This window comes from Variovorax sp. V213 (assembly GCF_041154455.1).
Classification (GTDB): Bacteria; Pseudomonadota; Gammaproteobacteria; order Burkholderiales; family Burkholderiaceae_C; genus Variovorax.
This window is the reverse complement of record NZ_AP028664.1, coordinates 4,855,189-4,879,911: the sequence shown is the minus strand read 5'-3', so window position 1 is coordinate 4,879,911 and position 24,723 is coordinate 4,855,189. Positions and strand designations below refer to the sequence as shown.

23 protein-coding genes are annotated in these 24,723 nt (G+C 68.4%); 7 read left to right on the top strand and 16 right to left on the bottom strand.

Going from position 1 to position 24,723, the window contains the following annotated elements; genetic code table 11:
• Positions 1-7: 7 nt before the first annotated feature.
• Both ACAM55_RS23020 and ACAM55_RS23015 read right to left on the bottom strand, forming a co-directional pair.
• Positions 8-1,645, bottom strand: coding sequence for an FAD-dependent oxidoreductase (locus ACAM55_RS23020; RefSeq protein ID WP_369653744.1), 1,638 nt, complete (start codon positions 1,643-1,645; stop codon positions 8-10).
• A gap of 59 nt (positions 1,646-1,704) precedes the next feature.
• Positions 1,705-2,664, bottom strand: a complete 960-nt coding sequence (locus ACAM55_RS23015; protein ID WP_369653743.1) for an MBL fold metallo-hydrolase — start codon at positions 2,662-2,664, stop codon at positions 1,705-1,707.
• Between the two features lie 148 nt (positions 2,665-2,812).
• On the opposite strand from ACAM55_RS23015, the gene ACAM55_RS23010 reads away from it, so the two are divergent.
• Positions 2,813-3,676 (top strand): IclR family transcriptional regulator, encoded by an 864-nt coding sequence (locus ACAM55_RS23010; protein WP_369653742.1) that lies wholly within the window; start codon positions 2,813-2,815, stop codon positions 3,674-3,676.
• A gap of 29 nt (positions 3,677-3,705) precedes the next feature.
• Here the strand turns inward: ACAM55_RS23010 and ACAM55_RS23005 are convergent, their stop codons facing one another.
• The 6 genes from ACAM55_RS23005 to ACAM55_RS22980 form a co-directional block, all read right to left on the bottom strand.
• Entirely contained in the window at positions 3,706-3,927 is a 222-nt protein-coding gene (locus ACAM55_RS23005; RefSeq protein ID WP_369653741.1) for a hypothetical protein, read from the bottom strand.
• A 48-nt stretch (positions 3,928-3,975) separates the two neighbouring features.
• Complete coding sequence (locus ACAM55_RS23000; RefSeq protein WP_369653740.1) at positions 3,976-4,638, bottom strand: ABC-type transport auxiliary lipoprotein family protein; 663 nt, start codon at positions 4,636-4,638, stop codon at positions 3,976-3,978.
• A 14-nt stretch (positions 4,639-4,652) separates the two neighbouring features.
• Positions 4,653-5,624 (bottom strand): MlaD family protein, encoded by a 972-nt coding sequence (locus ACAM55_RS22995; protein WP_369653739.1) that lies wholly within the window; start codon positions 5,622-5,624, stop codon positions 4,653-4,655.
• Positions 5,625-5,638: 14 nt separating this feature from the next.
• Positions 5,639-6,460: an ABC transporter ATP-binding protein gene (locus ACAM55_RS22990; RefSeq protein ID WP_369653738.1), complete on the bottom strand. Its 822-nt coding sequence runs from the start codon at positions 6,458-6,460 to the stop codon at positions 5,639-5,641.
• Positions 6,461-6,593: 133 nt separating this feature from the next.
• Positions 6,594-7,760, bottom strand: coding sequence for an MlaE family ABC transporter permease (locus ACAM55_RS22985; protein WP_369653737.1), 1,167 nt, complete (start codon positions 7,758-7,760; stop codon positions 6,594-6,596).
• 149 nt (positions 7,761-7,909) lie between these two features.
• Positions 7,910-8,815, bottom strand: a complete 906-nt coding sequence (locus ACAM55_RS22980) for a LysR family transcriptional regulator (RefSeq protein ID WP_369653736.1) — start codon at positions 8,813-8,815, stop codon at positions 7,910-7,912.
• 134 nt (positions 8,816-8,949) lie between these two features.
• Here ACAM55_RS22980 and ACAM55_RS22975 point away from each other — a divergent pair, with 134 nt between their 5' ends.
• Positions 8,950-10,575 carry a GMC family oxidoreductase gene (locus ACAM55_RS22975; protein ID WP_369653735.1) on the top strand — a complete coding sequence of 542 codons (1,626 nt, stop codon included), beginning with the start codon at positions 8,950-8,952 and terminating at the stop codon, positions 10,573-10,575.
• Positions 10,576-10,578: 3 nt separating this feature from the next.
• Here ACAM55_RS22975 and ACAM55_RS22970 read toward each other — a convergent pair whose 3' ends face one another.
• From ACAM55_RS22970 to ACAM55_RS22940, 7 genes are all read right to left on the bottom strand, one after another.
• Complete coding sequence (locus ACAM55_RS22970; protein WP_369653734.1) at positions 10,579-11,649, bottom strand: ABC transporter substrate-binding protein; 1,071 nt, start codon at positions 11,647-11,649, stop codon at positions 10,579-10,581.
• A gap of 12 nt (positions 11,650-11,661) precedes the next feature.
• A complete protein-coding gene (locus ACAM55_RS22965) occupies positions 11,662-12,807 on the bottom strand; it encodes an NAD(P)/FAD-dependent oxidoreductase (RefSeq protein ID WP_369653733.1) in 1,146 nt (381 codons plus the stop codon).
• A complete protein-coding gene (locus tag ACAM55_RS22960) occupies positions 12,804-14,216 on the bottom strand; it encodes an FAD-dependent oxidoreductase (RefSeq protein WP_369653732.1) in 1,413 nt (470 codons plus the stop codon). Before ACAM55_RS22960 ends, ACAM55_RS22965 begins: the two co-directional genes overlap by 4 nt.
• Positions 14,213-14,518: a (2Fe-2S)-binding protein gene (locus ACAM55_RS22955; RefSeq protein ID WP_369653731.1), complete on the bottom strand. Its 306-nt coding sequence runs from the start codon at positions 14,516-14,518 to the stop codon at positions 14,213-14,215. The genes ACAM55_RS22960 and ACAM55_RS22955 overlap by 4 nt, the downstream gene beginning before the upstream one ends.
• Complete coding sequence (locus ACAM55_RS22950; RefSeq protein ID WP_369653730.1) at positions 14,519-15,313, bottom strand: ABC transporter permease; 795 nt, start codon at positions 15,311-15,313, stop codon at positions 14,519-14,521.
• A gap of 4 nt (positions 15,314-15,317) precedes the next feature.
• Positions 15,318-16,178 carry an ABC transporter permease gene (locus tag ACAM55_RS22945; RefSeq protein WP_369653729.1) on the bottom strand — a complete coding sequence of 287 codons (861 nt, stop codon included), beginning with the start codon at positions 16,176-16,178 and terminating at the stop codon, positions 15,318-15,320.
• Positions 16,179-16,251: 73 nt separating this feature from the next.
• A complete protein-coding gene (locus ACAM55_RS22940; RefSeq protein ID WP_369653728.1) occupies positions 16,252-17,322 on the bottom strand; it encodes an ABC transporter ATP-binding protein in 1,071 nt (356 codons plus the stop codon).
• 204 nt (positions 17,323-17,526) lie between these two features.
• Here ACAM55_RS22940 and ACAM55_RS22935 point away from each other — a divergent pair, with 204 nt between their 5' ends.
• From ACAM55_RS22935 to ACAM55_RS22915, 5 genes are all read left to right on the top strand, one after another.
• Positions 17,527-18,387, top strand: a complete 861-nt coding sequence (locus ACAM55_RS22935; protein WP_369653727.1) for an IclR family transcriptional regulator — start codon at positions 17,527-17,529, stop codon at positions 18,385-18,387.
• A gap of 168 nt (positions 18,388-18,555) precedes the next feature.
• The gene (locus ACAM55_RS22930; RefSeq protein ID WP_369653726.1) at positions 18,556-20,094 is read left to right on the top strand and encodes an aldehyde dehydrogenase family protein; all 1,539 of its coding nucleotides are present in this window, start codon (positions 18,556-18,558) and stop codon (positions 20,092-20,094) included.
• A gap of 97 nt (positions 20,095-20,191) precedes the next feature.
• Positions 20,192-21,094: an amino acid ABC transporter substrate-binding protein gene (locus ACAM55_RS22925; RefSeq protein WP_369653725.1), complete on the top strand. Its 903-nt coding sequence runs from the start codon at positions 20,192-20,194 to the stop codon at positions 21,092-21,094.
• Positions 21,091-22,335, top strand: coding sequence for a pyridoxal phosphate-dependent aminotransferase (locus tag ACAM55_RS22920; protein ID WP_369653724.1), 1,245 nt, complete (start codon positions 21,091-21,093; stop codon positions 22,333-22,335). The genes ACAM55_RS22925 and ACAM55_RS22920 overlap by 4 nt, the downstream gene beginning before the upstream one ends.
• A gap of 53 nt (positions 22,336-22,388) precedes the next feature.
• Positions 22,389-24,062 carry a thiamine pyrophosphate-binding protein gene (locus ACAM55_RS22915; RefSeq protein ID WP_369653723.1) on the top strand — a complete coding sequence of 558 codons (1,674 nt, stop codon included), beginning with the start codon at positions 22,389-22,391 and terminating at the stop codon, positions 24,060-24,062.
• 10 nt (positions 24,063-24,072) lie between these two features.
• Here ACAM55_RS22915 and ACAM55_RS22910 read toward each other — a convergent pair whose 3' ends face one another.
• On the bottom strand, positions 24,073-24,372 hold the full coding sequence (locus tag ACAM55_RS22910) for a hypothetical protein (RefSeq protein ID WP_369653722.1): 300 nt from the start codon (positions 24,370-24,372) through the stop codon (positions 24,073-24,075).
• Positions 24,373-24,723: the final 351 nt, after the last annotated feature.

Here is a 24,723-nt window from a genome sequence, read left to right as displayed (position 1 = left end):
GTGATGCTCATGCCTTTGCCAGCGCGTGGTCGATGGCGGCGCGGATGTTCCCTGCCGTGGGATGCCGCCAGCGCGCGCACACATGCTGGTCGGGCCGCAGCAGGTAGACGGTGCCGGGCTGCGCGTCGTAGCGCTGCGTGGCAAGCTCGCTTTCGGGCGAGACGCCTTGCACGCGCACGATGTGCAGCGGAAAGTCGCAGGCCTTCAGCGCCTGGAGGCTGCGTTCGGCCGCCTCACCGGTGCCGAACAGCAGCGCGGTGAACCGCACCGCATGGGATTCGCGCAGCAGCCAGCCGGTGCTGCCGTCGGCCCGCACGAGCGGCGCATCGGCCGCCGCGGCCCCTGGCACCATCGCGCCCTTGAACACATCGGCATCGGGCGTGTTGAGCGGCGAATCGCGCAACACCGCGGGCACCGAGAGCCGCCCGCTGTTGACCAGTGTGCGCGCGAAGGCATGGCGCTTGGTGAGCTCCAGCACCGCGTCGCGGAACAGGCGGCTCACTTCGCTCTTGGGCGTGATGAAGTCGGTGGCGCGCGTGGAGTTGCGGATGTTTTCGTCGGCCGCGTATTCGCGCTCGCTGGCATAGCTGTCGAGCAGCGCATCGGGCGCTTCGCCCTCGAGCACGGCCGCGAGCTTCCAGGCGAGGTTGTCGGCGTCCTGCACGCCCGAGTTGGCGCCGCGCGCACCGAAGGGCGACACGCCATGCGCCGAATCGCCCGCGAACAGCACGCGGCCATGGCGGAAGTGCTCCATGCGCTGGCACGCAAAGGTGTAGACGCTGGCCCAGCCGATCTGGAACTGCACGCCTTCGAAGCCGATGCTGTCGAGCAGCGCGCGCACGCGCGGCGTGATGTTCTCGGGCTTGCGTTCTTCCGCCGGGTCGGCGTCCCAGCCGAGCTGGAAGTCGACGCGCCACATGCCGTCGGCCTGCTTGTGCAGCAGCACGCTCTGGCCGGGATGGAACGGCGGGTCGAACCAGAAGCGGCGCTCGGTCGGTAGCTGCGCATCCATCGTGATGTCCGCAATCAGGAAGCGGTCGCGGAACACGCGGCCCTTGGCTTCGAGGCCCATCATCTGGCGCAGGTTGGAGCGCGAGCCGTCGCAGGCGCCGACGTAGCCGGCCGCCAGCTGGTAGCTGCCCTCGGGCGTCTCCACCGTGAGCACGGCGCCGTCGTCATGCGGCTCGATGCCCGTCACCTTGTTGTTCCAGCGCAGGTCGATCAGCGGCAGTGCCGCGGCGCGCTCCACGAGGTAGCCCTCGACGTAGTACTGCTGCAGGTTGATGAAGGCCGGGCGCTCGTGGCCGGGCTCGGGCAGCAGATCGAAGCGGTAAACCTGCTCGTCGTGGAAGAACACCTTGCCCACGTGCCACGACACGCCCTTGTCGACCATGCGGTCGCCGCAGCCGAGGCGGTCGAACACCTCGAGCGTGCGCTTGGCAAAGCAGATGGCGCGCGAGCCGCTGGACAGCGTGTTGTCGTTGTCGAGCAGCACCACCGGAATTTCGCGCTGCGCCAGGTCGATGGCCAGCGCGAGGCCGACCGGTCCGGCGCCGACGATCACCACCGGATGGCGGGCGGCCGTGGCTGCGTCCTGGTCGGCGTGGCGCTTGTAGTCGAAGCGCAGGCTTTGATAGTCGATCACGTCTTGTCTCCGTGTCTTTTGTCTTGCCCCTCCCTCGGGAAGGAACGGAGCAGGGCCGATCAGCCTTCCAGCGCCTTCCACATCTCGATGTCCCGCTCGGCCGTCCACACGCGCGGGTCGGCATGGCCCGAGGCTTCGTCGTACGCGCGGCTCACGTCGAATGGCATGCAGTGGTCGAAGATCACCCATTGGCTGTACTTGGGCTTGAGCCTGGCGTAGGTGTCCTTGTAGACCGTGTTCAGGTCGCGGCCGGCCTTCACGCCTTCCTGTACGCTGGCGTACACGTCGGAGATGAAGTTGCGGGTGCCGGTCAGGCCCTCGGCCACTTCGGCGGGCGTGGTGAGCGCGGCGCCGCGGCCGGGCACCAGCGCGGCGGGCTTGAGCGCGGCGATGTTGTCCAGCGTCTGCGGCCAGTCCTTGAAGTAGGCATCGCCGGCATACGGCGTGGCACCGAACTCGACCAGGTCACCCGACAGCAGCGTGCGTTCCTCTGGCAGCCAGACGACGGTGTCGCCCTTGGTGTGGCCGCGGCCGAGCTGGATCAACTGCACTTCGAGCTTGCCCAGCCACAGCGTCATCTTGCCGCTGAAGGTCATGGTGGGCCAGGTCAGGCCCGGCGGCACGGTCTCGACGTTCTGGAACAGGCGCGGAAAGCGCCCGATCTCGCTGGCCTTGTCCTGCTCTCCGCGTTCGACGATCAGGTCGCGCGTGTCCTGGCTGGCCAGGATGTGTTCGGCACCGTAGCCGGCCGCGCCCAGCACCCGCACCGCGTGGTAGTGCGTGAGCACCACGTACCTGATGGGCTTGTCGGTCACTTCGCGGATGCGGCGCACCACGTCGGCCGCCATGGCGGGCGTGGCCTGGGTGTCGGCCACCAGCACGCAATCGTCGCCAATGACGATGCCGGTGTTGGGGTCGCCCTCGGCGGTGTAGGCCCAGGCGTGCTCCGAGATCTGGCTGAAGGTGATCTTCTTTTCTTCCATGTCGGCCTGGCTGGCGAACTTCTTGGCTTGGCTCATTGGTGTGTCTCCGTCGAATGGTGGGATGAATTCGGATTCGTCTAAAGCAAATGAATTCACGGTTAACGAATTTCCGAAGTGTAAGCCCCAGATCGGTTAATGTCTAATCCCTTCTTCATGAACGAACAATCAGACGCCAAGGCGGGCCATGACAGCCAGTGACACCGACCGCGCCGCCCAGCGCGGCATCCAGAGCATCGAGGTGGGTGGCCAGCTGCTGCGCGCGCTGGTGCACCACGGCCGGCCGATGGCGCTGAAGGACCTGGCGCGGGAAGCCGACATGACGGCCGCCAAGGCCCATCCCTACATGGTGAGCTTCGGGCGGCTGGGCCTGATCGAGCAGGACCGTGCCAGCGGCCACTATCTGCTCGGCCCCCTGGCCTTGCAACTGGGGCTCATCAGCCTGCAGCAGGCCGACCCGGTGCACATTGCCACGCCGCTCATCGCCGAGGTGGCCCAGCGCCTCGGCCACACGGTGGCGCTCGCGGTCTGGGGTGCGCGCGGCGCCACCATCGTGCGAACGGCCGAATCGCCGTCGCCGGTGCACGTGAACATGCGGCACGGCACGGTGTTCTCCCTCACCAACACGGCCTCGGGGCGCATCTTTGCCGCCTACCTCGCTGCCGACACGGTCAGGCAGCTGCTCGATGCCGAGCGCCAGCGAGAGAAGCAGCGCAAGACCGGCGAGCAGCCGCTGGAGGCCGGCATGCCGCCGCAGCCGCCCCTGCCCTCGTGGAGCGAGTTCGAGCGCCAGCTCGAGGAAGTGCGGGCGCACGGCGTCAGCCGCTCCGAAGGCGAGGTGATCGAGGGTGTGAGCGCCATGGCGGCGCCGGTGTTCGACCACACGGGCGCCATCGTGCTGTCGGTCACGGCCATCGGCCCGGCCGCCATCTTCGACACCGCCTGGGACGGCGAAATCGCACGCGCGCTCAGGGCCTGCGCGGGCACGGTCTCCGGGCGGCTGGGCGCAACGCCTGCCGGAAGAAGCGGTTCCGGAAAACCGGATTCGTGACCCCGGTCAGATTCGGGTATCCCCCCGGATCAGCCCTTCTTGCCGCCCAGCAGCACCAGCGCGCCGCCCACCACGATGGCGGCCACGCTCGCCCAGGCGGGGAAGTTGACCTGCTGCTTCTCCTTCACCGAGAGTTCCAGCGGGCCCAGCTTGGCCTGGTGCGTTTCCTTCGTGAAGCTGAAACCGCCGAGCCCGAGCCCCGCGATGCCCGCGACGACGAGCAGGATGCCGATGATGCGTGTTGCGTTCATGGTGGGTCTCCTCCGGTGATGAAAAGGCGGGCTGAACCGATGCCGAGCTTACTGCCGCGGCTGCTGGTCCACCCATTGCACGATGTCGGCCACCGCCGCATCGGTGGCCGCGGCCAGCGCCCTGACGCCGCCGGGCGCGTCGGCGCTCGGTGCCGGGCGGCGCACGGTAAAGGTCCGCTGGCCCAGCACGCGGTCGCCGCCGGTGCCGCCGCGGATCAGCGTGGCGCGCAGCCGGACCAGGCCGACGCTGCTGCTGGCCGATTCGAAGTAGTGGCTGAACTCGTCGAGCGAGATGCGCAGCGTGTCGGGCACTTTGCCCTCGGCGCGCGCGAGGGTCGCGCTTTCTTCCGGGCCGAGCACGGTGCGCCGCTCGGCGAGCGCATCGCGAAGCCGCTGGCGCAGCAGCTGCGCCGGCGCCATGCTCCAGCGCGACTGGCCGTAGGGACGCAGTTCGTTGGCATCGGCATAGCCGAGCCGGTAGAGGATCTGCGTGCCGTCGAGCCGCGTGTTGCTTTCGATCTCCGCCAGCGCGAGCGTCGGTAATGCGGCGGCGGGCGGCTGGGTGGCCGCGGCTGGTGCCGCAACCCCGGGCCCGAAGTCGTACAGCGTGGCGCGCACCGGCTTGTCGGGCAGCGCGCCGCAGCCGGCGATCAGCAGCGCAAGGCCGATGCCGGCAAGCGTTTGGCGGGTGCGAATGGCATTGTTCTTCATGGTCGTCATCACCTTCAGGGGCGTGCCAGGGAGTTGGCGGCCGGTGGCGCGGAGAAGCCGGGCTCGCCGGGGCCCGCGGCAGTGCCGCCGCTGCCGTACAGCAACGATTGCGGGTTGTCGCTGATGCCGTCGGCCGCGCGGCCGAGCCGGCGCACCGCGCGGGAGGTGTCGTCGGCCACGCGGTTCACGCGCGGCAGCGTGGCGGCATTGAAGGAGTCGACCGCCTGCGCCAACGCCTTGGTGCCGTCGCTCAGCCGCTCGATCGCGCCGTCGGGCGCGTTCAGGCGGCCCACGGTGGTGTTGAAGTTGTTGGCCACGCGCGAGACATCGCCGGCCGCTTTCTTCACTGAAGTCATCGTCTCGGGAAGCGCTGCCAGCGCGGGGTTCAACCCGGTCTTCACCGTGTTGTCGAGCTGCTTGATGAGCGCGTTGGCGCTGGCCGAGGCTGCCGCGATGTTTTCGAGCGCGTCGGCCGTCCGTTTCTGGTTGTCGTCGCCCAGCAGGGTGTTGGCGCGCTTGGTCACTTCCTCGACCTGGTTGATGATGGATTCGCCGCGGTCCTGCAGCTGCGCCAGCATCGAGGGTTTGAGCGGAATGCGCGGCGGATCGTCGTTGTTGGGCTTGAGCACGACGTTCGATTCGCCCTTGTCGTCCAGCGCGATGAAGGCCAGCCCGGTCACGCCCTGGTAGCTCAGCGTGGCAAAGCTCGAAGTGGTGAGTGGCACCCGCTCGTCGACGGTGATGCGCACGCGCACGTTGCCTTTCACCTTGGGGTCGAAGTCGATCGACGCCACCTTGCCGACCGCGATGCCGCGGTAGCGCACCATGGCTTGCGGCTGCAGGCCGCTGACCGCGTCGCGGGTGGAGAGTTCGTAGATGTTGCGCACGGTGTTGTCGCGCGTGAACCAGACCACCAGCCCCACGAGCACGGCGATGAGGCCGAGCACGAAGGCACCGGCGGCAATGGCATGGGCTTTGTTTTCCATGATGTGGCTACCTTTCAGTGGCCCGCGCCGACGGGCGGCGGCGGGGCTTTGGCGGGTTTGTCATGCAGGGCCTCCAGGGCGCGCTGGCCGCGCCCTCCCAGAAAATATTCGTGGATGAACGGATGCGGATACGCGATGACTTCGCGCGCCGAGCCGCTGACGATGACCTTCTGGTCGGCCAGCACCGCGATGCGGGTGCTCAGGTCGAACAGCGTGTCCAGGTCGTGCGTGACCATCACCACCGTCAGGCCCAGTTCGCGGTGCAGGCCGCGCAGCAGGTCGCAGAAGCTGTCGGAGGCCTCGGGGTCGAGGCCGGCCGTGGGCTCGTCGAGCAGCAGCAGCGGCGGGTCCATGATGAGCGCCCGCGCCAGCGCCACGCGCTTGATCATGCCGCCCGACAAATCCGCCGGGCTCATGTTGGCGTGCCGGGGCTCCAGGCCCACCATCTGCAGCTTGACCAGCGCGGCGTTGCGGATCAGCTCGTCGGGCAGGAGCTTGAGCTCGCGCAGCGGAAAGGCGATGTTCTCGAGCACGCTGAAGGCCGAGAACAGCGCGCCGTGCTGGAACAGCATGCCCACGTTGGCCGCGCCCTTGGCGCTGAGCTCGCCCGGCGCCCGGCCCAGCACCTCGACCGTGCCCTTCGAGGGCTTTTCGAGGCCGAGGATCTGGCGCAGCAGCACCGTCTTGCCGGTGCCGGAGCCGCCGACCAGCGAGAGCACCTCGCCGCGCTCGATGTGCAGGTCGAGGTCGCGGTGCACCACGTGCTCGCCCTCGGCGTTCTTGAACACCGTCCAGAGCTTGCGGATGTCGACGACGACGGTGGAGGAATCGGTCATTGGTGCACCCTTGGCGCTGCGCGCCTTTCCGCCAGGCGGGAGCGAGCTTGCTTGGAGCGGCCCGGCGCTGCGCTCATTGGGTAACCTCCGCGCGATGCGCTGCGGTTATTCGCCTTGGGAGCGGCCCGGCGGCTCATGCCCGGAACCCCACGCCCTTGAACAGCACCGCAAACAGCGCGTCGACCAGGATCACCGCGGTGATCGAGGTCACGACCGACGAGGTGGTGCCGCGCCCCAGGCTTTCGGTGTTGGGCTTCACCTTCATGCCGAAGTAGCAGCCGATGAGCGCAATCAGAATGCCGAACACCGCCGACTTCGCGAGCGCGAGCCAGAGGTTTGCGATCGGCACCGCGCGCGGCAGTGCCGACAGAAAGTACGAAGGCGAGATGTCGAGCGCGGCGTCGGCCGCGAGCATGCCGCCCACGAGCGCCGCCATCGAGGTCCAGAGGCTGATCAGCGGCATCGCGATGGCCAGCGCCATCACGCGCGGCATCACCAGCCTGAAGCCGTGCGGAATGCCCATCACGCGCATGGCGTCGAGCTCTTCGGTCACGCGCATCACGCCGATCTGCGCCGTGATGGCCGAGCCCGAGCGCCCGGCGATCAGCACCGCCGCAAGCACCGGCCCGAGCTCGCGGATCAGCGACAGTCCGAGAATGTTGACCACGAAGGCCTCGGCGCCGTACTGGCGCAGCTGCTGCGAGATCAGGTAGGCCAGCACCACGCCGATCAAGAGGCCCACCAGCGCCGTGATGTGCAGCGCCGTGGCGCCGAACTGGTAGAGATGCCCCGAAAAATCGCGCCAGGGCGCGCGGTGCGGCGCGCGTGCGAGCGTGAGGGCATCGAGCGCGAGCTGGCCGATCAGCCCGACGAAATCGCGCATCATCTCCAGCGCGCGCGGCCCCGTGTGCGAGAAATGCCGCAGACGCTCGGTCAGCGTGGGCGGCGGCTCCTCGGGCGTTCCCACGGTGTACTGGGCCACCTGGTCGAGCACCGCCTTGTGCTGCGGCAGCATCTCCAGCGTGGCCGGCCAGTCGTGGCGCCAGTGCTCCCACAGCAGCTGCGCGCCGATGTGGTCGAGTTGCTCGATGGGGCGAAGGTCCCAGGCGCGGTCTTCGGCCGGGGGGGCGCCCGCCAGGTCTTTGGCGAGCGCCTGCCAGGCGGCCCGCGACGATATGGCCAGCGTGGTCCAGCGGCCGCTGGCCACGGTCCAGCGGCGGCCGTCCTGGTCGCGCTCTTCGATGCGCGGCAACGCGCTGCCGGCGGCGGGTGCGTCGGCAGTCGAAGTTGCTAGGGACATGATGCGGCGGAGCAGGGCGAAGTAAGAAAAAAGAGGCGGTCTCGAAGGGCGCATCGTAACCGGATGAATCGGCTTTCCTCGTGCGTTGCAGCTCCGGTTTGCGTAGGGCGGAACGCCGTCCGATGGAACATTCGCGGCCTTTTTTGCGGTCAGTGCCAGGCCCGTGCCAGCGCGTTCCATGCGCTCGCGATCACGGGCTCGTTGCGCCGCGCAGCCAGCGAGACGAAGCGCAGCGCGCAGTCGAGCTGCACGCGGTCGGCCATCACGAGGCCGTGCGACTGGCTCTCGCGGATGGCGATCGAGTCGCGCAAGAGGCTCAGGCCCACGCCCGACTTCAGCAGGTCGAGCATCGACGCTTCCTGATCCACCAGCGCCACCCGGCGCGGCGAGAGCCCGAGCGGGCTGAACACCTTGTCCAGCAGCCGGTGGTGCGCGGACTCCGGCGGCGTGGCCAGCCAGGGCAGCGCGGCCAGCGCCTTCCAGTCGCGGCCCAGCACCTGCGGGCCCCAGCCCGCGGGCGCGACCACGCGGTAGGTGAAGCGGGTGAGCGTGCGCGCCGCGAGCGGCGCCGGGGTGGCGGCGTCGCCTTCATCCGCATCGAGGTGAAAGCCCACGTCGAGTTCGCCGCGCAGCACCTGCGCCAGCACCGTGCCGCTCATGCCGTGGCGCAGCTCGGTTTCGATCTGCGGGGCCGACTCCACCAGTTCGCGCAGGAATACGCCGAGCCGGGTGAATTCCGGGTCGAGGATGGTGCCGATGCGCAGCGCCCCGCGCACCGTGCCTTGCAGGTTGCGCGCGGCCTGCTGCAGGTCGCCCACGGCCGAGAGCACTCGCTCGGCCTGCGGCAGCAGCGCGGCGCCGTCCGCCGTGAGCGCCAGCCCGTGCGGCGTGCGCGTGAAGAGCTGGAGGCCGGTCTCTTCCGCCAGGCGCTTGAGCTGCAGGCTCACCGCCGGCTGTGTGAGATGCAGCCGCTCGGCCGCGCGCGACACGCTGCCTTCGCGCGCCGCCAGCACGAAGGCACGCAGAATCTGGAGGTCCAAGGCCGCGGCTGTCATATAAGAACGATTTATAAGTCAGTTGTGCCGAAATCATTGGCTTTTTGCCTGTGGCTTGGGAGAAACTGGCTGCAGAGGCCTTCGCAGGGCCCATGAGCATCAAAAATATCGTTCTTCGGAGACAAGCAGGCGCCATGAGCGACAACACATTCGACTACATCGTCATCGGCGGCGGCACCGCCGGCGCCCTGATGTGCAACCGGCTGACCCGCAAATCGCAACAGCGCACCCTGCTGATCGAGGCCGGCCGCAAGGACGACTACCACTGGATCCATATTCCAGTGGGCTACCTCTACTGCATCGGCAATCCGCGCACCGACTGGCTCTACAGCACCGAGCCCGACGCGGGGCTCAACGGGCGCACGCTGCGCTACCCGCGCGGCAAGACGCTGGGCGGCTGCTCCAGCATCAACGGCATGATCTACATGCGCGGCCAGTCGCGCGACTACGACCAGTGGGCACAGCTCACCGGCGACGACGCCTGGCGCTGGCAGAACGTGCTGCCCGACTTCAAGAAGCACGAGGACTACTACCTCGGTGCCGACGAGATGCACGGTGCCGGCGGCGAATGGCGCGTCGAAAAGCAGCGGCTGCGCTGGGACATCCTCGACGCCTTTGCCGAAGCCGCCGTGCAGGCCGGCGTGCCGCACAGCACCGACTTCAACCGCGGCAGCAACGAAGGCGTCGGCTACTTCCAGGTCAACCAGAAGAACGGCTGGCGCTGGAACACCGCCAAGGCCTTCCTGCGGCCGGTCTGCTACGGCCGGCCCAACTTCGAGATGTGGGTCAACGCGCACGTCACCCAGCTGATCGTCGAGACCCAGTCCGACGGCAGCCAGCGCTGCACCGGCGTGAAGGTGTGGGATGGCCACGAGATGGTGACCGCGCATGCCACGCGCGAAGTGGTGCTTTGCGCGGGCAGCATCGGCTCGCCGCAGATCCTGCAGCTTTCGGGCGTCGGCCCGGCCGAGCTGTTGCGCCAGCATGGCATCGAGGTGGTGCTCGATGCGCCCGGCGTCGGCGCCAATCTGCAGGACCACCTGCAGATCCGCGCGGTCTACAAGATCAATGGCGCGCCCACGCTCAACGTGCTGGCCTCGTCGATGTACGGCAAGGCGAAGATCGGGCTCGAATACCTGATGAAGCGCAGCGGGCCGATGAGCATGGCGCCGTCGCAGCTCGGCGCCTTCACGCGCAGCTCGCCCGATCATGAGTGGCCCAACCTCGAGTACCACGTGCAGCCGCTGTCGCTCGATGCCTTCGGCGAGCCGCTGCACAGCTTTCCGGCCTTTACCGCGAGCGTGTGCAACCTCAATCCCACGAGCCGCGGCACCGTGCGCATCAAGAGCCCCCGCTTCCAGGATGCGCCCGCCATTGCGCCCAACTACCTGAGCACCGACGAAGACCGAAAGGTGGCGGCCGATTCGCTGCGCGTGACGCGCCGCATCGCCTCGCAGCCCGCGCTTGCCAAGTACAGGCCCGAGGAATGGAAGCCCGGCGTGCAGTACCAGAGCGACGAAGACCTGGCGCGCCTGGCCGGCGACATCGCGACCACCATCTTCCATCCGGTCGGCACCACCCGGATGGGCGCCGACGGCGACCCGATGGCGGTGCTCGATTCGAAGCTGCGCGTGCGCGGCGTGCAAGGGCTGCGCGTGGTCGATGCGGGCGCCATGCCCACCATCACCAGCGGCAACACCAACAGCCCGACATTGATGATGGCCGAGAAGGCCGCGGGCTGGATCCTCGGCGAGAACTGAGCCTTACTTTTCTATTGTCTTGTTCCAGCGTGCATTCCAGGCAGGGCGGTTGGCATTGATGCTGTCCCAGTCGATGGTGACGGCCGTCTTCATCCACTTGTTGATGTCGGCCACCTGCTGCACCCCGTCGCCCACGGCCGGGGCCTTGGGGTTGGTCGGAATCTGCGCGCCGTACTGCAGCACGTTGGCCTGAGCCAGCGGGCTCAGCAGGAACTCGGCGAGCTTCTGCGACAGCTCGGGCTCGCTGTTGTTCGCAATCACGCACTGGCCCACCATCAACACCACCGCGCCTTCCTTGGGCGGCGCGTATTCCACCGGAATGCCCTTGGTCTTCAGCGCGGCCACGGCGGTGGGCGTGAGGGGGAAGATCGCGGCCTCGCCGGTCTGCACCATTTCCGACAGCTTGGCCGAGCTCGGGATGTACTCGAGCACGTTCGGGCCCACGGTGGTGGGCCAGGCCTTGAAGCCGGGTTCCACGTTCTTGTCGTTGCCGCCCTGGATGCGGTTGAACATCAGGAAGCCGTGCAGCCCGAAGGACGATGACGACATCGACTGGAACACCACCTTGCCCTTGTACTTGGGATCGGCCAGGTCCATCCACGAGGTGGGCGGCGCCCAGCCCTTTTCCTTGAACATCTTGGCGTTGTAGGCCAGGCCCGTCATGCCCAGGCTCACGCCGCTGGCCATGTCGTCCTTGAAGCGCGCGGCCGGGTAGATCTCGGCCAGCGAGGGGTTGGGCCGCTGCTTCTGGCACAGGCCCATGCCGATGGCGCGCACCATGATGCCGTCGTCGAGGAATATCACATGCATCTGCGGGCGGTCCTTGTTGGCCTGCGCCTTCGCGAGGATGTCGGACGAGGTGCCCGGCACCACCACCACCTTGGCGCCGTAGAGCTTCTCGAAGGCGGGGAACACGTACTGCGTGTACGCCTTCTCCATGGTGCCGCCGTTCATGCCGATGTAGAGCGTCTTGGTTTGCGCGCCGGCTGCGCCGCCGGCCGCGAGCGCAGCAACCGCCGCCGCACCGAGCACGGTCCGGCGAAGGGAGAAGAAGGTCTTCTGGAAACGGGACATGGTGTTTTCCTTTCAGGGTGGGGTGGGGGTGGTTGGTTCTTCTGCGAAGAAGCGTTCGATCGAGAAGGCCCCGATCGGCGTGCTGCTGCGGCCGTCGCGCACGAGTTCGGCCAGCACTTCGCCCGCAGCCGGACCGATCTGGAAGCCTGCGCCCGAGAAGCCGAAGCCGTGGAACAGCCCGGGCGTGGTGCGGCTGGGCCCGAGCACCGGCTGGCGGTCGGGCAGGTAGCCCTCGGTGCCGCTCCAGGTGCGGATGAAATGCGCGTGGCGCAGCGCGGGCAAGAGCTCGATGGCCTGCGCCGCGAGCGTGGCGATGGCGTCGCTGCCGGCGCGGGTGCGGTCGGCATCGACCGCGATGCCCGCGCCGCCGCCGAGCACGAGGTTGCCGCGCGCCACCTGCCGGCCGTAGATGCCGCCGCCCTCCACGCCGAGGCTCCAGTCCATGAAATGCGGCATCGGCTCGGTCACCACCATCACGGGGTTGCCGGAGCGCAGTGGCACGGGTTCGTCGAATCGGGTCGCGATCGGGCCGGACCAGGCGCCCGCGCAGTTGAGCAGCACGGGCGCATGCACTTCGAGCGCATTGCCCGAGCGCAACATGAACATCGCGCCGTCGTGCGCCACTTCGTCGACCGCGTGGCGCTCGAAGACCTGCGCACCCGCGCGCTGCGCCGCGAGTGCGAAGGCGGGCGACACCAGCCGTGGATTGGCCTGCCCGTCTTCCACGCACAGCGAACCGCCGACGGCGCGCGCACCCAGCCAGGGGCAGCGCTCGCGCAGGCGGGCATCGGAAATCAACTCCAGCCCGAGGTCGAAGTCCAGGCTTTGGGAGCGGTAGCGTTCGAGCGAGGCCATGTCGGACTCGCTGCGCGCGATCTTGAAATGGCCCGAGCGCAGGTATTCGCCGTCGGTGCCGATCAGCGAAGGCAGGCGGCCCCAGATCCGATGCGCGCGTTGCGCGAGTGGCAACTGGCTCAGCGGGCGCCCCTGGCGCCGCACGCCGCCGAAGTTCACTCCGCTGGAGCGCGAGCCGCAGAGGTCGCGCTCCAGCAGCGCCACGCCGATGCCCATCTGCCGCAGCGCGAGCGCGGCCGACGAGCCGACGATGCCGCCGCCGACAATGGCTACGTCGGTGCGCAGTGTCTTGATCGAACTCATGCGCCGGCGTCTCCAGCGGGCTCGCATGCGGCGAGCTGGATCGGAATCGGCTTGATCGGCGCCTGCCCGCGCAGCCGTCCCACCTGCTGCAGCGGCAGCCCCGTGGCGTGCGCCAGGATCTCGGCCGCGGCCACGCCGCACATGCGGCCCTGGCAACGGCCCATGCCGACGCGCGACAAGGCCTTGAGGCGGTTCATTTCGTCGGCGCCGTTGACGGAGACGGTCTGGCGCAGCGTGCCCGCCGTGATGTTCTCGCAGCGGCAGACCACCAGTTCGTCGGGTGCATGGGCGGCCCAGTCGGATGGCACCGGGAAGGCGCGCTCCAGCCCCTGGCGAAATCCGCCGAGCTTGTGGAGCTTGCGTTCGAGCGTTTCGGCACGCGCCGTGTCGACGGCCACGCCATGGTCGGCCAGCAGCGCGAGCGCGGCGCGTTCGCCGGCCCATTCGGCCGCATCGGCACCCATGATGCCGGCGCCATCGCCCGCGAGATACACGCCCTCTACGCTGGAGCGGCCGGCCGCATCGCGCACCGGCAGGTGGGCGCGGTGCAGCGGTGCAAATTCGAAGCGGCAGCCGAGCAGATCGGCCAGCTGGGTTTCGGAGCGCAGCGCATAGCCGAAGCCGACCGCATCGCAGGCCAGCGTGCGCTCTTCGCGGCCGTCGTGCCACGCCACGCCGTCCACGCGGCTTTCGGTGGCATCGCCGAGCACGCGCGATGGCCGCACGCCGCTGTGCAGCGCCACGCCGTGCGCGCGCAGCCAGGCCACGTAGTACACGCCCTTTGCAAATACGGCGGGTTGCCGCAGCATCGCGGGCGTGGCGGCCAGCTGGTCGGCGAGCCGCGCCGTGTCGAGCACCGCGGCAACCTTCGCCCCGGCCTTTGCGTACTGATATGCCACCAGGTAGAGCAACGGGCCGGTGCCCATGAACACCACGCGCTGCCCGATGGCGCAGCCCTGGAACTTGAGTGCGACCTGCGCGCCGCCCAGCGTGTAGACGCCGGGCAGTGTCCAGCCGGGCACCGGCAGCACGCGGTCGGTGGCGCCGGTGGCAACGATCAGCTGGCCGTACGGCACGCCGGACGTGCTGCGCGTCGGGCCGTGCAGCACGTCGAGCCGGCCGCCGTGCGCGTTCCACACCAGGCTGTCGGGGCGGTAATCGATGCGTTCGCGCAGCGCGTCGAAAGCGGCATGCACCGCATCGGCACGGCGAGCCTCGAACCCATAAAGCGCCTGTGCGCTGCGCTGGGCCAGGCTCGCAGGCGGCCGCCGGTAGATCTGGCCGCCGGCCCGCGAAGCTTCGTCGATCACCACGGGCCGCAGGCCGTGCGCCACCAGCGCCTCTGCGGCGCGCACGCCGGCCGGCCCCGCGCCGACGATCACGGGCTGCAATGCGCAAGAGGCCGTCATGCGCTGCTCCTTCCCGTGACCAGTGCCATGCCCGGCGCGATGAAGGTGGAGCAGGCGCGCAGGCGCTCGCCCTGCTCGGTGGCGATCCAGCAATCCTGGCAGGCGCCCATCATGCAGAAGCCCGCGCGAGGCGCGCCGCTGAATTCGTTGCGCCGCAACTGGGCGGCTTGCGTGAGCACGGCCGTGAGCACCGTGTCGCCGGCGAGCGCGGAAGCGGGTTCGCCGTCGAGTGTGAAGGGCACCGCGGCGCGGCCGGTCTCGGCCACGCGATGCAGCAGCGGTTGAAGAGCTGGCAGGTTCATCTATCGGCGCCCCACCAGCACGCGGTCCAGCCCGTAGACGCGGTCGAGCACCACCATCGCGATGGCCGTCACCGCCACCATCAGCGCCGACACCGCCGCCATCAGCGGGTCGATCGACTCGGTGGCATACATGTACATGCGCACCGGCAGCGTCACCGTGCTGGGCGAGGTGACGAAGATCGACATCGTCACTTCGTCGAAGCTGTTGATGAAGGCCAGCAGCCAGCCGCCCGTGACCCCCGGCAGGATCATCGGCAGCGTGATGCGCCGGAACATCGTGGCCTGGCTCGCGCCCAGCGAGAGCGCGGCCTGCTCGGCGCTGCGGTCGAAACCCACCAGCGCGGCCACCACGAGCCGCAGCGTGTAGGGCGTGACGATCAGCGCATGCGCCATCACCAGCCAGCCGAAGCTGCCGGTGCCGCCCACCAGCGCAAAGAGGCGCAGCAGCGCCACGCCCAGCACCAGGTGCGGAATGATCAGCGGCGACAGGAACAGCCCGTTGAGGAAGTCGCGTCCCGGGAACGCGTAGCGCGTGATCGCCATGCCGGCCGGCACCGCGATCAGCGTGGCGATGGTGGCCGAGGCCAGCGCGAGCCACAGGCTGTTCCAGAACGACTGCATGAAATCCGGATGCGCGAACACCGCCTTGAACCAGCGCAGCGAAAAGTGCGTGGTCGGGATGGTCAGTGTGTTCTCGGGCGTGAACGCGACGATGCACACCACCACGAGCGGCGCCAGCATGAAGGTGATGACGAGCGCGTTGAACGCGAGGGCGAGGGGGCCGTTCTTGCTCATCGGATCAACCCAGTGCCTTCTTGTAGCGGCCTTCGACGAGGCGGTTGTAGCTCAGCATCACGATGAGATTGGCCACCAGCAGCGTGAGCGCCACGGCGGCGCCCAGGGGCCAGTTCAGTTCGCTGAGGTACTCGTCGTACACGACCGTTGCGACCATCTTCAATCGACGCCCCCCGAGCAACCCCGGAATCGCGAACGAACTCGCGGCCAGGCCGAACACGATCAGGCTGCCCGAGAGAATGCCCGGCATCACCTGCGGCAGCACGATGCGCCTGAGCGTGGTGAAGGGCGAGGCCTTGAGCGACAGCGCGGCGTTCTCCACGCCCGCGTCGAGCTTCTGCAGCGAGGTCCAGACCGGAATCACCATGAAGGGCAGCATCACGTGCACCAGCGCCACGATCACCGCGATCTCGGTGTAGAGCATCTTCACCGGCCCGATGCCCACCAGCCGCAGCAGCGCGTTCACCGCGCCTTCGGGCCCGAGCAGCATGCTCCAGCCGAAGGCGCGCACCACCACCGAAACGAGCAGCGGCGCCAGCACCACCAGCAGCAGCACCGAGCGCCACGGGTTGCGCATGCGGCTCAGCACATAGGCCTCGGGCGCGCCGACCAGCACGCAGATCAGGGTGACGACGCCCGAGATCCAGAAGGTGCGCCAGAAGATGCCGTGGTAGTAAGAGTCGGTGAACACCTGCGCGTAGTGTTCGAGCGTGAACTCGCCGGCTTTCGGCCCGGTGGCCGGGTCGTAGACGTTGAACGACAGTACGGCGGTGAGCGCGAGCGGCACCACCAGGAGGGCCGCGAACAGCAGCAGTGCGGGGCCCGACAGCCACCATGGCGAGGCCGCCCTCGTCGAGGCGGTCATTGGTGCACCCTTGGCGCTGCGCGCCTTCCCGCCAAGCGGGAGCGAGCTTGCTTGGGGCGGCCCGGCGCGGCGCTCATGCCGCCACCGCCTCGTCGGCCGGCAACAGCCGCGTGCAATGCGCGGGCCAGTCGATGCCGGCGTCGCAGCCTTCGTCGAGCGCGTCGCGGCCGTCGTTGGGGCTCAGCACCGTCAGGTCGCCGGCGGGCGTGCTCAGGCGATAAAGCCACTGGCTGCCGAGGAAGAAGCGTTCCTGCACCGTGCCGTCGAGGCGGCCGCGGCCGGCCTCCACCAGCTGCAATTTTTCGGGGCGCACGCTCATCAGCACCGCCGCGCCCGACTTGTAGCCGGAGTCGCCCACCTCGACCGTGAGCGAACCGACTTCCACATGGCAGCTGCGCGCGCCGCAGGCCGTGACGCGGGCGTTCAGCAGGTTGGCCTTGCCCACGAAGGTGGAGATGAAGCGCGTGCTCGGGTGCTCGTACACGCGGTGCGGATGGTCGATCTGCGTGGCGCAGCCGCCTTCCATCACCACCACGCGGTCGCTGATGGACATGGCCTCGCTCTGGTCGTGCGTGACCATCACCGTGGTGGTGCCGACCTTGCGCTGGATCTGGCGCAGCTCGAACTGCATTTCCTCGCGCAGCTTGGCGTCGAGGTTGGACAGCGGTTCGTCCAGCAACAGCACCGGCGGCTCGATGACCAGCGCTCGGGCCAGCGCCACCCGCTGGCGCTGGCCGCCCGAGAGTTCGCGAGGGTAGCGCGTGGCGTGCGCTTCGAGATGAACCAGCGCCAGCGCCTGCTTCACCCGCTCGGTGCGTTCGGACTTCGGCATCTTGCGCATCTCGAGGCCGAAGCTCACGTTGTCGGCCACCGTCATGTGCGGAAAGAGGGCATAAGTCTGGAACACGATGCCCAGGCCGCGCGTGTTGGCCTTGGCGTGCGTGATGTCCTTGCCCGCAAGCTCGATGCGCCCGCTGGAGACCGCCTCGAAGCCCGCGATCATCTGCAGCGTCGTGGTCTTGCCGCAGCCCGAGGGGCCGAGCAGCGAGACGAACTCGCCCTTCTCCACCGTGAGGTTCATGGCCGACACGGCACGCGTGGCGCCGTAGAACTTGGTCACGTCGGTGAGCCGTAGGAATGACATGGAAGAGCCTTTCTGCGCGGTCGTGAATGGCGTGCCGCACCTTGGTGCATGCCATGGACAAGAGAGAACTTTCAATTCACTCTATTGCAACGATCACGCCAGTTCGCCTCGGGTATTCCATTAATCAGAATATTTTTCCAATTTATTCCGTTCAATGGAATATCATTGACAAGGTTGATCTCAAGAATTCCACAGGAGCAAGGTATGGAAACCCCTTCGGCGGCCAGCGGCGGCGTGCCGCGTGTCTTCTCGGTGATCCGCGCGCTCGGTGCGGTGCAGGCCGAGGGCGGCCGCGTGACCCAGATCGCACGTTCGGTGGGCCTCACGCAAGCCACCACGCACCGGCTGCTGCAGTCGCTCATGGCCGAAGGCATGGTCGAGCAGGACGAGCGCAGCAAGCTCTATCGGCTGAGCATCGATTTCTTCGCGCTCGCGGCCAGCGCCGGCAACCCCGGCGACCTGCGCTCCATCTGCCGTCCGGTGCTGCTGCGCCTGTGCGCGAGCCTGGGCGACAGCATCTTTCTCCTGGCGCGCAGCGGCTTCGACGCGATCTGCCTCGACCGCAGCGAAGGGCCGTTCCCGATCCGCTCGTTCACCGGCGACATCGGCGGGCGCATTGCGCTGGGCGTGGGGCAGGGCGCGCTTGCGATCCTGGCCTTTCTGCCGGAAGCCGAGCGAGAGGAAGTGATTCGCTTCAACCTCTCGCGCGTGCGGGAGTACGGCGTGTACGACGAGGTCTACCTGCGCACCGAGATCGAGCGCGTGCGCCAGGGCGGCTACGCGGGGCGCAACACCGGCCTGCTCGAAGGCATGGCCGGCGTGGCGGTGCCCATCCTCGACCGCGAAGGCCGCGCCGTGGCCGCGCTGAGCGTGGGCACCATTGCCGACCGGCTCAACGCCGACCGCATGCCCACGGTGGTGGAACTGCTCAAGCGCGAGGCGGCGGCCATCGGGCCGAAGATCAATCCCTTCGATGCGACCTTGCGGCGGCCGGCGCAGAGCCTGGCGGGGTCGCCGGCGGGGCAGCGCATCAGCTTGCCCGAGGCGCCGGGGCCCTCGACCTGAGCCTGTCTTTGTGCGCTACGAGCATGAAGGGCGGCTGGGTTCCTTCCTGGAATGCACCAAGTCCTTCCGTTTTTTCACTATGCAAGCGCGCGGGATTCGCAGATATTGACCCGTTGCCACGTCCCATTTCCCTTCATTCGGTTCTTTCTTCTCCACGTCGGAGCGCCCATGCCAGAAGCCAAATCCTCCCTTTCCGTCGCCGCCGAAATCGAGCAGCTGCTGCAGCGCCTCGGCGTTCCGAGTTCCGCCTGCACCGGCGGCGAACTGACGGTGCGCTCGCCGGTCACCGGCGAGGTGATTGCGCAGGTGCCGCAAACCACCGCCGCCGAAGCGGCCGCGGCCATCGGCCAGGCGCACGAGGCCTTCAAGGCCTGGCGCAGCGTGCCGGCGCCGCGCCGCGGCGAGCTGGTGCGGCTGCTGGGCGAAGAGCTGCGCGCCGCGAAGAGCGACCTCGGCCGCCTCGTCACGCTCGAGGCCGGCAAGATCCCGTCCGAAGGCGCGGGCGAAGTGCAGGAAATGATCGACATCTGCGACTTCGCGGTCGGCCTCTCGCGCCAGCTCTACGGCCTCACGCTGGCCACCGAGCGCGCCGAGCACCGCATGATGGAAACCTGGCATCCGCTGGGCGTGTGCGGCGTGATTTCGGCCTTCAACTTTCCGGTGGCCGTGTGGTCGTGGAACGCGGCGCTGGCGCTGGTGTGCGGCGATTCGGTGGTGTGGAAGCCGTCTGAAAAAACACCGCTCACGGCGCTGGCCACGCATGCCATTGCGCAGCGTGCCATCGCGCGTTTCGGCGATGCGCCCGAAGGCCTGCTCGGCCTGCTGCTGGGCCAGCGCGACATCGGCGAGGTGCTGGTCGACGACCATCGGGTGCCGATTCTTTCGGCCACCGGCTCCACCGCGATGGGACGGCAGGTGGGCCCGAAGCTGGCTGCGCGCTTTGCCCGCGCTATTCTCGAACTCGGCGGCAACAACGCGGCCATCGTCACGCCTTCGGCCGACCTCGACCTCACGCTGCGCGCCATCGCGTTCTCGGCCATGGGTACGGCCGGCCAGCGCTGCACCACGCTGCGCCGGCTCTTCGTGCACGACAGCGTGTACGACGCGCTGGTGCCCAAGCTTGCCAAGGTGTACGGCAACGTGCAGGTGGGCGATCCGCGCGAGGCCGGCACGCTGGTGGGGCCGCTGATCGACCGCGCCGCCTTCGACGGCATGCAGAAGGCGCTGGGCGAAAGCCGCGAGATCGGCGCCACGGTGCATGGCGGCCAGCGCGTCGATGGCATCGGCACGAAAGACGCCTATTACGTGCGTCCGGCGCTGGTCGAGCTGAAGTCGCATGAGGGCCCGGTGCTGCGCGAGACCTTCGCGCCCATTCTCTATGTGGTGCGCTACAGCGCGCTCGACGACGCCATCGAATGGCACAACGCGGTGGGCGCGGGCCTGTCGTCGTCGATCTTCACGCTCAACGTGCGCGAGGCCGAGCGCTTCCTGTCGAGCGCCGGCTCCGACTGCGGCATTGCCAACGTCAACATCGGCCCGAGCGGCGCCGAGATCGGCGGCGCCTTCGGTGGCGAGAAGGAAACCGGCGGCGGTCGCGAAGCCGGCTCCGACAGCTGGAAGGCGTACATGCGCCGCGCCACCAACACCATCAACTACTCGACCGCGTTGCCGCTCGCGCAAGGCGTGACCTTCGAGATCAACGACTGATCGACTCCGGCCCTCTGTTCTTGCCGCGCGGCATTCCGCTGCGGCGGCAGGGCGGCGGCCGTGCGTGCCCAGGAAAAACAACCAGGAGACAGAGAACGTGAAGACGCCATTGAAGACTCTCGCCGCCACAGCGCTGATCGCGCTCGCATTCGGCGCCGCCGCGCAGCAGGCCCCGGCCGGCGGCACGCTCGACAAGATCAAGAGCAGCGGCAAGGCCGTGCTCGGCGTGCGCGAGGCCTCGCCGCCCATGGCCTACATGCTGGGCGCGAACGACAAATACGTGGGCTACCACGTCGAGCTTTGCGAGCGCGTGCTGAAGGACATCGCACCTTCGGCCAGGCTCGAATACATGGCCGTGACGGCGCAGAACACCATTCCGCTGGTGCAGAACGGCACGCTCGACATCGGCTGCGGCCCCACCACCAACAACACCGCGCGCCAGCAGCAGGTGGCGTTTGCGCTCACCACCTATGTGAGCGAGGTGCGCATGGCCACGCGCGTCGACTCTGGCATCAGCTCGCTCGACCAGCTGGCGGGCCGCACCGTGTCGGCCTCCACCGGCACCACCGCCGTGCAGCTGCTGCGCAAGCGCGAGCGCGCGCAGAACACCACCATCACCACGATGCTCGGCAAGGACCACCTCGAGAGCTTCCTCTTGATGGAGTCGGGCCGCGCCGATGCCTTCGTGCTCGACGACAACCTGCTGGCCGGCATCATCGCCAATGCGAAGAACCCGGCGGCCTACCGCATCGTCGGCGATGCGCTGGGCTCCGAGCCGATCGCGCTGCTGTTCCGCAAGGACGACCCGGCCTTCAAGGCCGCGGTGGACGATGCGCTGCGCCGCCTCATGAAGAGCGGCGAGCTCGAGAAGATCTACACCAAGTGGTTCGTCGCGCCGATTCCGCCGAAGAACACCAGCCTCAACCTGCCGATGAGTGCGGCGCTGAAGCAGCTCATCGCCGAGCCCAACGACAAGCCGCTGGAGGCCTACGCGAAGTGACATCCGCCGTTCTCGATTCCGCGCTTCCTTCGGCTTCCGCGTTCGAGCCCGCAGAGCGCGTGCGCGCCATCGGGGTTTCGGAGATCCTGCGCATCACCGACCATGCCAACGCACTCAAGCGCGCCGGCCGGCCGGTGATCGTGCTGGGCGCGGGCGAGCCGGACTTCGACACGCCCGAGCACATTCGCGCGGCCGCGGCCCGCGCGATGGAACGCGGCGACACGCGCTACACCGTGCTCGACGGCAGCCCGGCCATGAAGGCCGCGGTGCAGCTCAAGTTCAAGCGCGACAACGCGCTGGACTTCGCACTCGACGAGATCAGCGTGGGCGCGGGCGCCAAGCAGGTGATCTTCAATGCGCTGATGGCTAGCCTGAACCCGGGCGACGAGGTGATCCTGCCTGCGCCCTACTGGACCTCCTACGCGGACATCGTGCAGATCTGCGGCGGCGTGCCGGTCAGCGTGCCCTGCAGCGAGGCGCAGGGCTTCCGACTCGATGCCGCACAGCTCGGGGCGGCCATCACGCCGCGCACGCGCTGGCTCTTCCTGAACTCGCCGTCGAACCCGAGCGGCGCGGCCTACAGCGTGGCGCAGCTCGGGCCGCTGTGCGAGGTGCTGCTGCGGCATCCGTCCGTGTGGGTGCTGGCCGACGACATCTACGAACACATCCTCTACGACGGCCTGGCGTTCGCCACGCCGGTGGCCGTGGAACCGCGGCTGCGCGACCGCACGCTCACCGTCAACGGTGTGTCGAAGGCCTATGCGATGACCGGCTGGCGCGTGGGCTATGGGGCAGGGCCGCGCGCGCTGATCGCGGCCATGGCGGTGGTGCAGAGCCAGTCGACCTCGTGCCCGTCGTCGGTGAGCCAGGCCGCCGCAATCGAGGCGCTGACCGGGCCGCAAGACATCGTGGCCGAGCGGCAGGGCGATTTCCAGGCGCGGCGCGATTTCGTGGTGGCCGCGTTGAACCGCGCGCCGGGACTGCATTGCCGCGTGCCCGAAGGCGCTTTCTATACCTTTGCGAGCTGCGCAGGCGTGCTCGGCCGGCGCACCCGCAGCGGCAAGCTGCTGCAGACCGACAGCGACTTCTGCAACTACCTGCTGCAGGATTTCGAAGTGGCGGTGGTGCCGGGCAGCGTGTTCGGGCTGGCGCCGTATTTCCGCATTTCGTATGCCACGTCGATGGCGCAGCTCGAAGAGGCGTGTGCACGCATTGCCGCGGCATGCCAAGCTCTCGAATGAATTTCTCCGTCCCCCGGAGCGAATACCAACACCTTCATTGCATTGGACACAGCATGACCTCACCCCGCACCGGCGGCCAGATCCTGGTTGACCAGCTCATCACCCACGGCGTCGAGCAGCTCTTCTGCGTGCCCGGCGAAAGCTTCCTGGCCGTGCTCGACGCGCTGCACGATGCATCCATCGACGTGACGGTGTGCCGCCAGGAAGGCGGCGCCACGATGATGGCCGAGGCGCAAGGCAAGCTCACCGGCAAGCCCGGCGTGTGCTTCGTCACGCGCGGACCGGGTGCCACCAACGCGGCGGCCGGCGTGCACATCGCGCACCAGGATTCGACGCCGCTCCTGCTCTTCGTGGGCCAGGTCGCGCGCGAGGCGCTGGGCCGCGAAGCCTTCCAGGAGCTGGACTACGGCGCGGTCTTCGGCACCATGGCCAAGTGGGTGGTGCAGATCGACGACCCGGCGCGCGTGCCCGAGCTGGTGTCGCGCGCCTTCCACGTCGCCACCTCGGGCCGGCCGGGGCCGGTGGTGATCGCGCTGCCCGAAGACATGCTGACCGAAGCCGCCACGGTGGCCGATGCGCAGCCTTACGCGGTGGTCGAAACCCATCCCGGCGCGGCGCAGATCGCCGAGCTGCAGCAGCGCTTGTCGCAGGCGCAGCGGCCCGTGGTCATCCTGGGCGGCAGCCGCTGGTCCGAGGTCGCGACCCGGCAGTTCGCGGGTTTCGCCGAGGCCTTTTCGCTCCCGGTGTACTGCTCGTTCCGGCGCCAGATGCTGCTGTCGGCTGAGCACCCGTGCTACGCGGGTGACCTGGGCCTGGGCGCGAATCCGCGCATGCTCGAACGCATCCGCAATGCCGACCTGGTGCTGCTGGTGGGCGGTCGCCTGTCCGAGGTGCCGTCGCAGGGCTATGAATTGCTCGCCATCCCGCAGCCGAAGCAGGCGCTGGTGCATGTGCATGCCGATGCGGACGAACTCGGCAAGCTCTACCGCCCGGCGCAGGGCATCCACGCCACCCCGCAGGCGTTCGCCGAAGCCGTGTGCGCGCTGCGCCCGGCTTCGACACCCGTGTGGCAGGCCGAGACGAAGACCGCGCGCGAGGACTTCCTGCGCTGGAGCGACCCCGCCCCCATCCGCATCCCCGGCCCGCTGCAGATGGGCGAAGTCATGCAGCACCTGCGCGAGGTGCTGCCGGCCAACACCATCTTCTGCAACGGCGCGGGCAATTTCGCGACCTGGGTGCACCGTTTCTGGCCGTTCCGCGCGTTTGCGAGCCAGCTGGCGCCCACCAGCGGATCGATGGGCTATGGCCTGCCGGCCGGCGTGGGCGCCAAGCGGCTGTGGCCGCAGCGCGAGGTGGTGGTGTTCGCGGGCGACGGCGACTTCATGATGCATGGCCAGGAGTTCGCCACTGCCGTGCAGTACGGGCTTGCGATCATCGTGGTGCTGCTCGACAACGCCATGTACGGCACCATCCGCATGCACCAGGAAAAGCACTACCCCGGCCGCGTGAGCGCCACGCAACTCAAGAACCCCGACTTCCGCGGCTATGCCGAGGTGTTCGGCGGCCATGGCGAGCGCGTGGCCCGCACCGAGGAGTTCCGCCCCGCGCTGGCGCGGGCGCGTGCCAGCGGCAAGCCCGCGATACTGCACTGCCTGCTCGACCCGGAAGCCATCACGCCGGGCAGCACGCTGCAGTCGATCCGCAAGGCCGCTCTCGCTGCCGGCTGAAAAGCAGGAATCAGCGCAGCCCGTTCAAGTAGCGCGACAGCGGGTTCGGCGGATTGCCGTCGGGCGCACGCGCCGCCAGCCGTGCGGCGCGCGCCAGCGGCTCCATGGCCTGCTCGAGGCGGGTGGCGAGCAGGTAGAGATCCTCGTCCTTGGTCTCGGCGGCATGTGCGCGGGTCATGCGCACGATCTCCGCGGCGTACTCGGCGTTGGTGGCCATCCATTCGGTGTCGGTCACGCGCCCATGCTTTCGCCGCAGGGCCACGTGAAGGCGCGCGGCCAGGGCAATGCGTTCGCTTTCGGACATGGACATCGCGCGGTCCTCCATGAATGGCTCACCCCCTCGCGTGCACAAGTCGTGCCACATTGTGCTGATCTCTAGTTAACGCTCCGAAACACTTTCGTGGGGGAAGAGGCCTTCGAAGGTAAGGAAAAGCGGGTAATTCCCAATGCACTGGGCCGGTGCACCCCCTAAAGTCTGCCCACTCGCGAACGGGCCAAGCTCGTGCTGCCGAGGGTCCGAGGAGACAAATTCGGTCTACAACAAAAATTCTTCAAGGCTTCCGTTCGAGAAGCCGTGCTTGAACTTGAAAGGCGCCGCTGGTCGGCGCCTTTTTTATGCCCGCCGCCTCGTGCCGACCGCGGCATTTCTATCGAGCCAAAG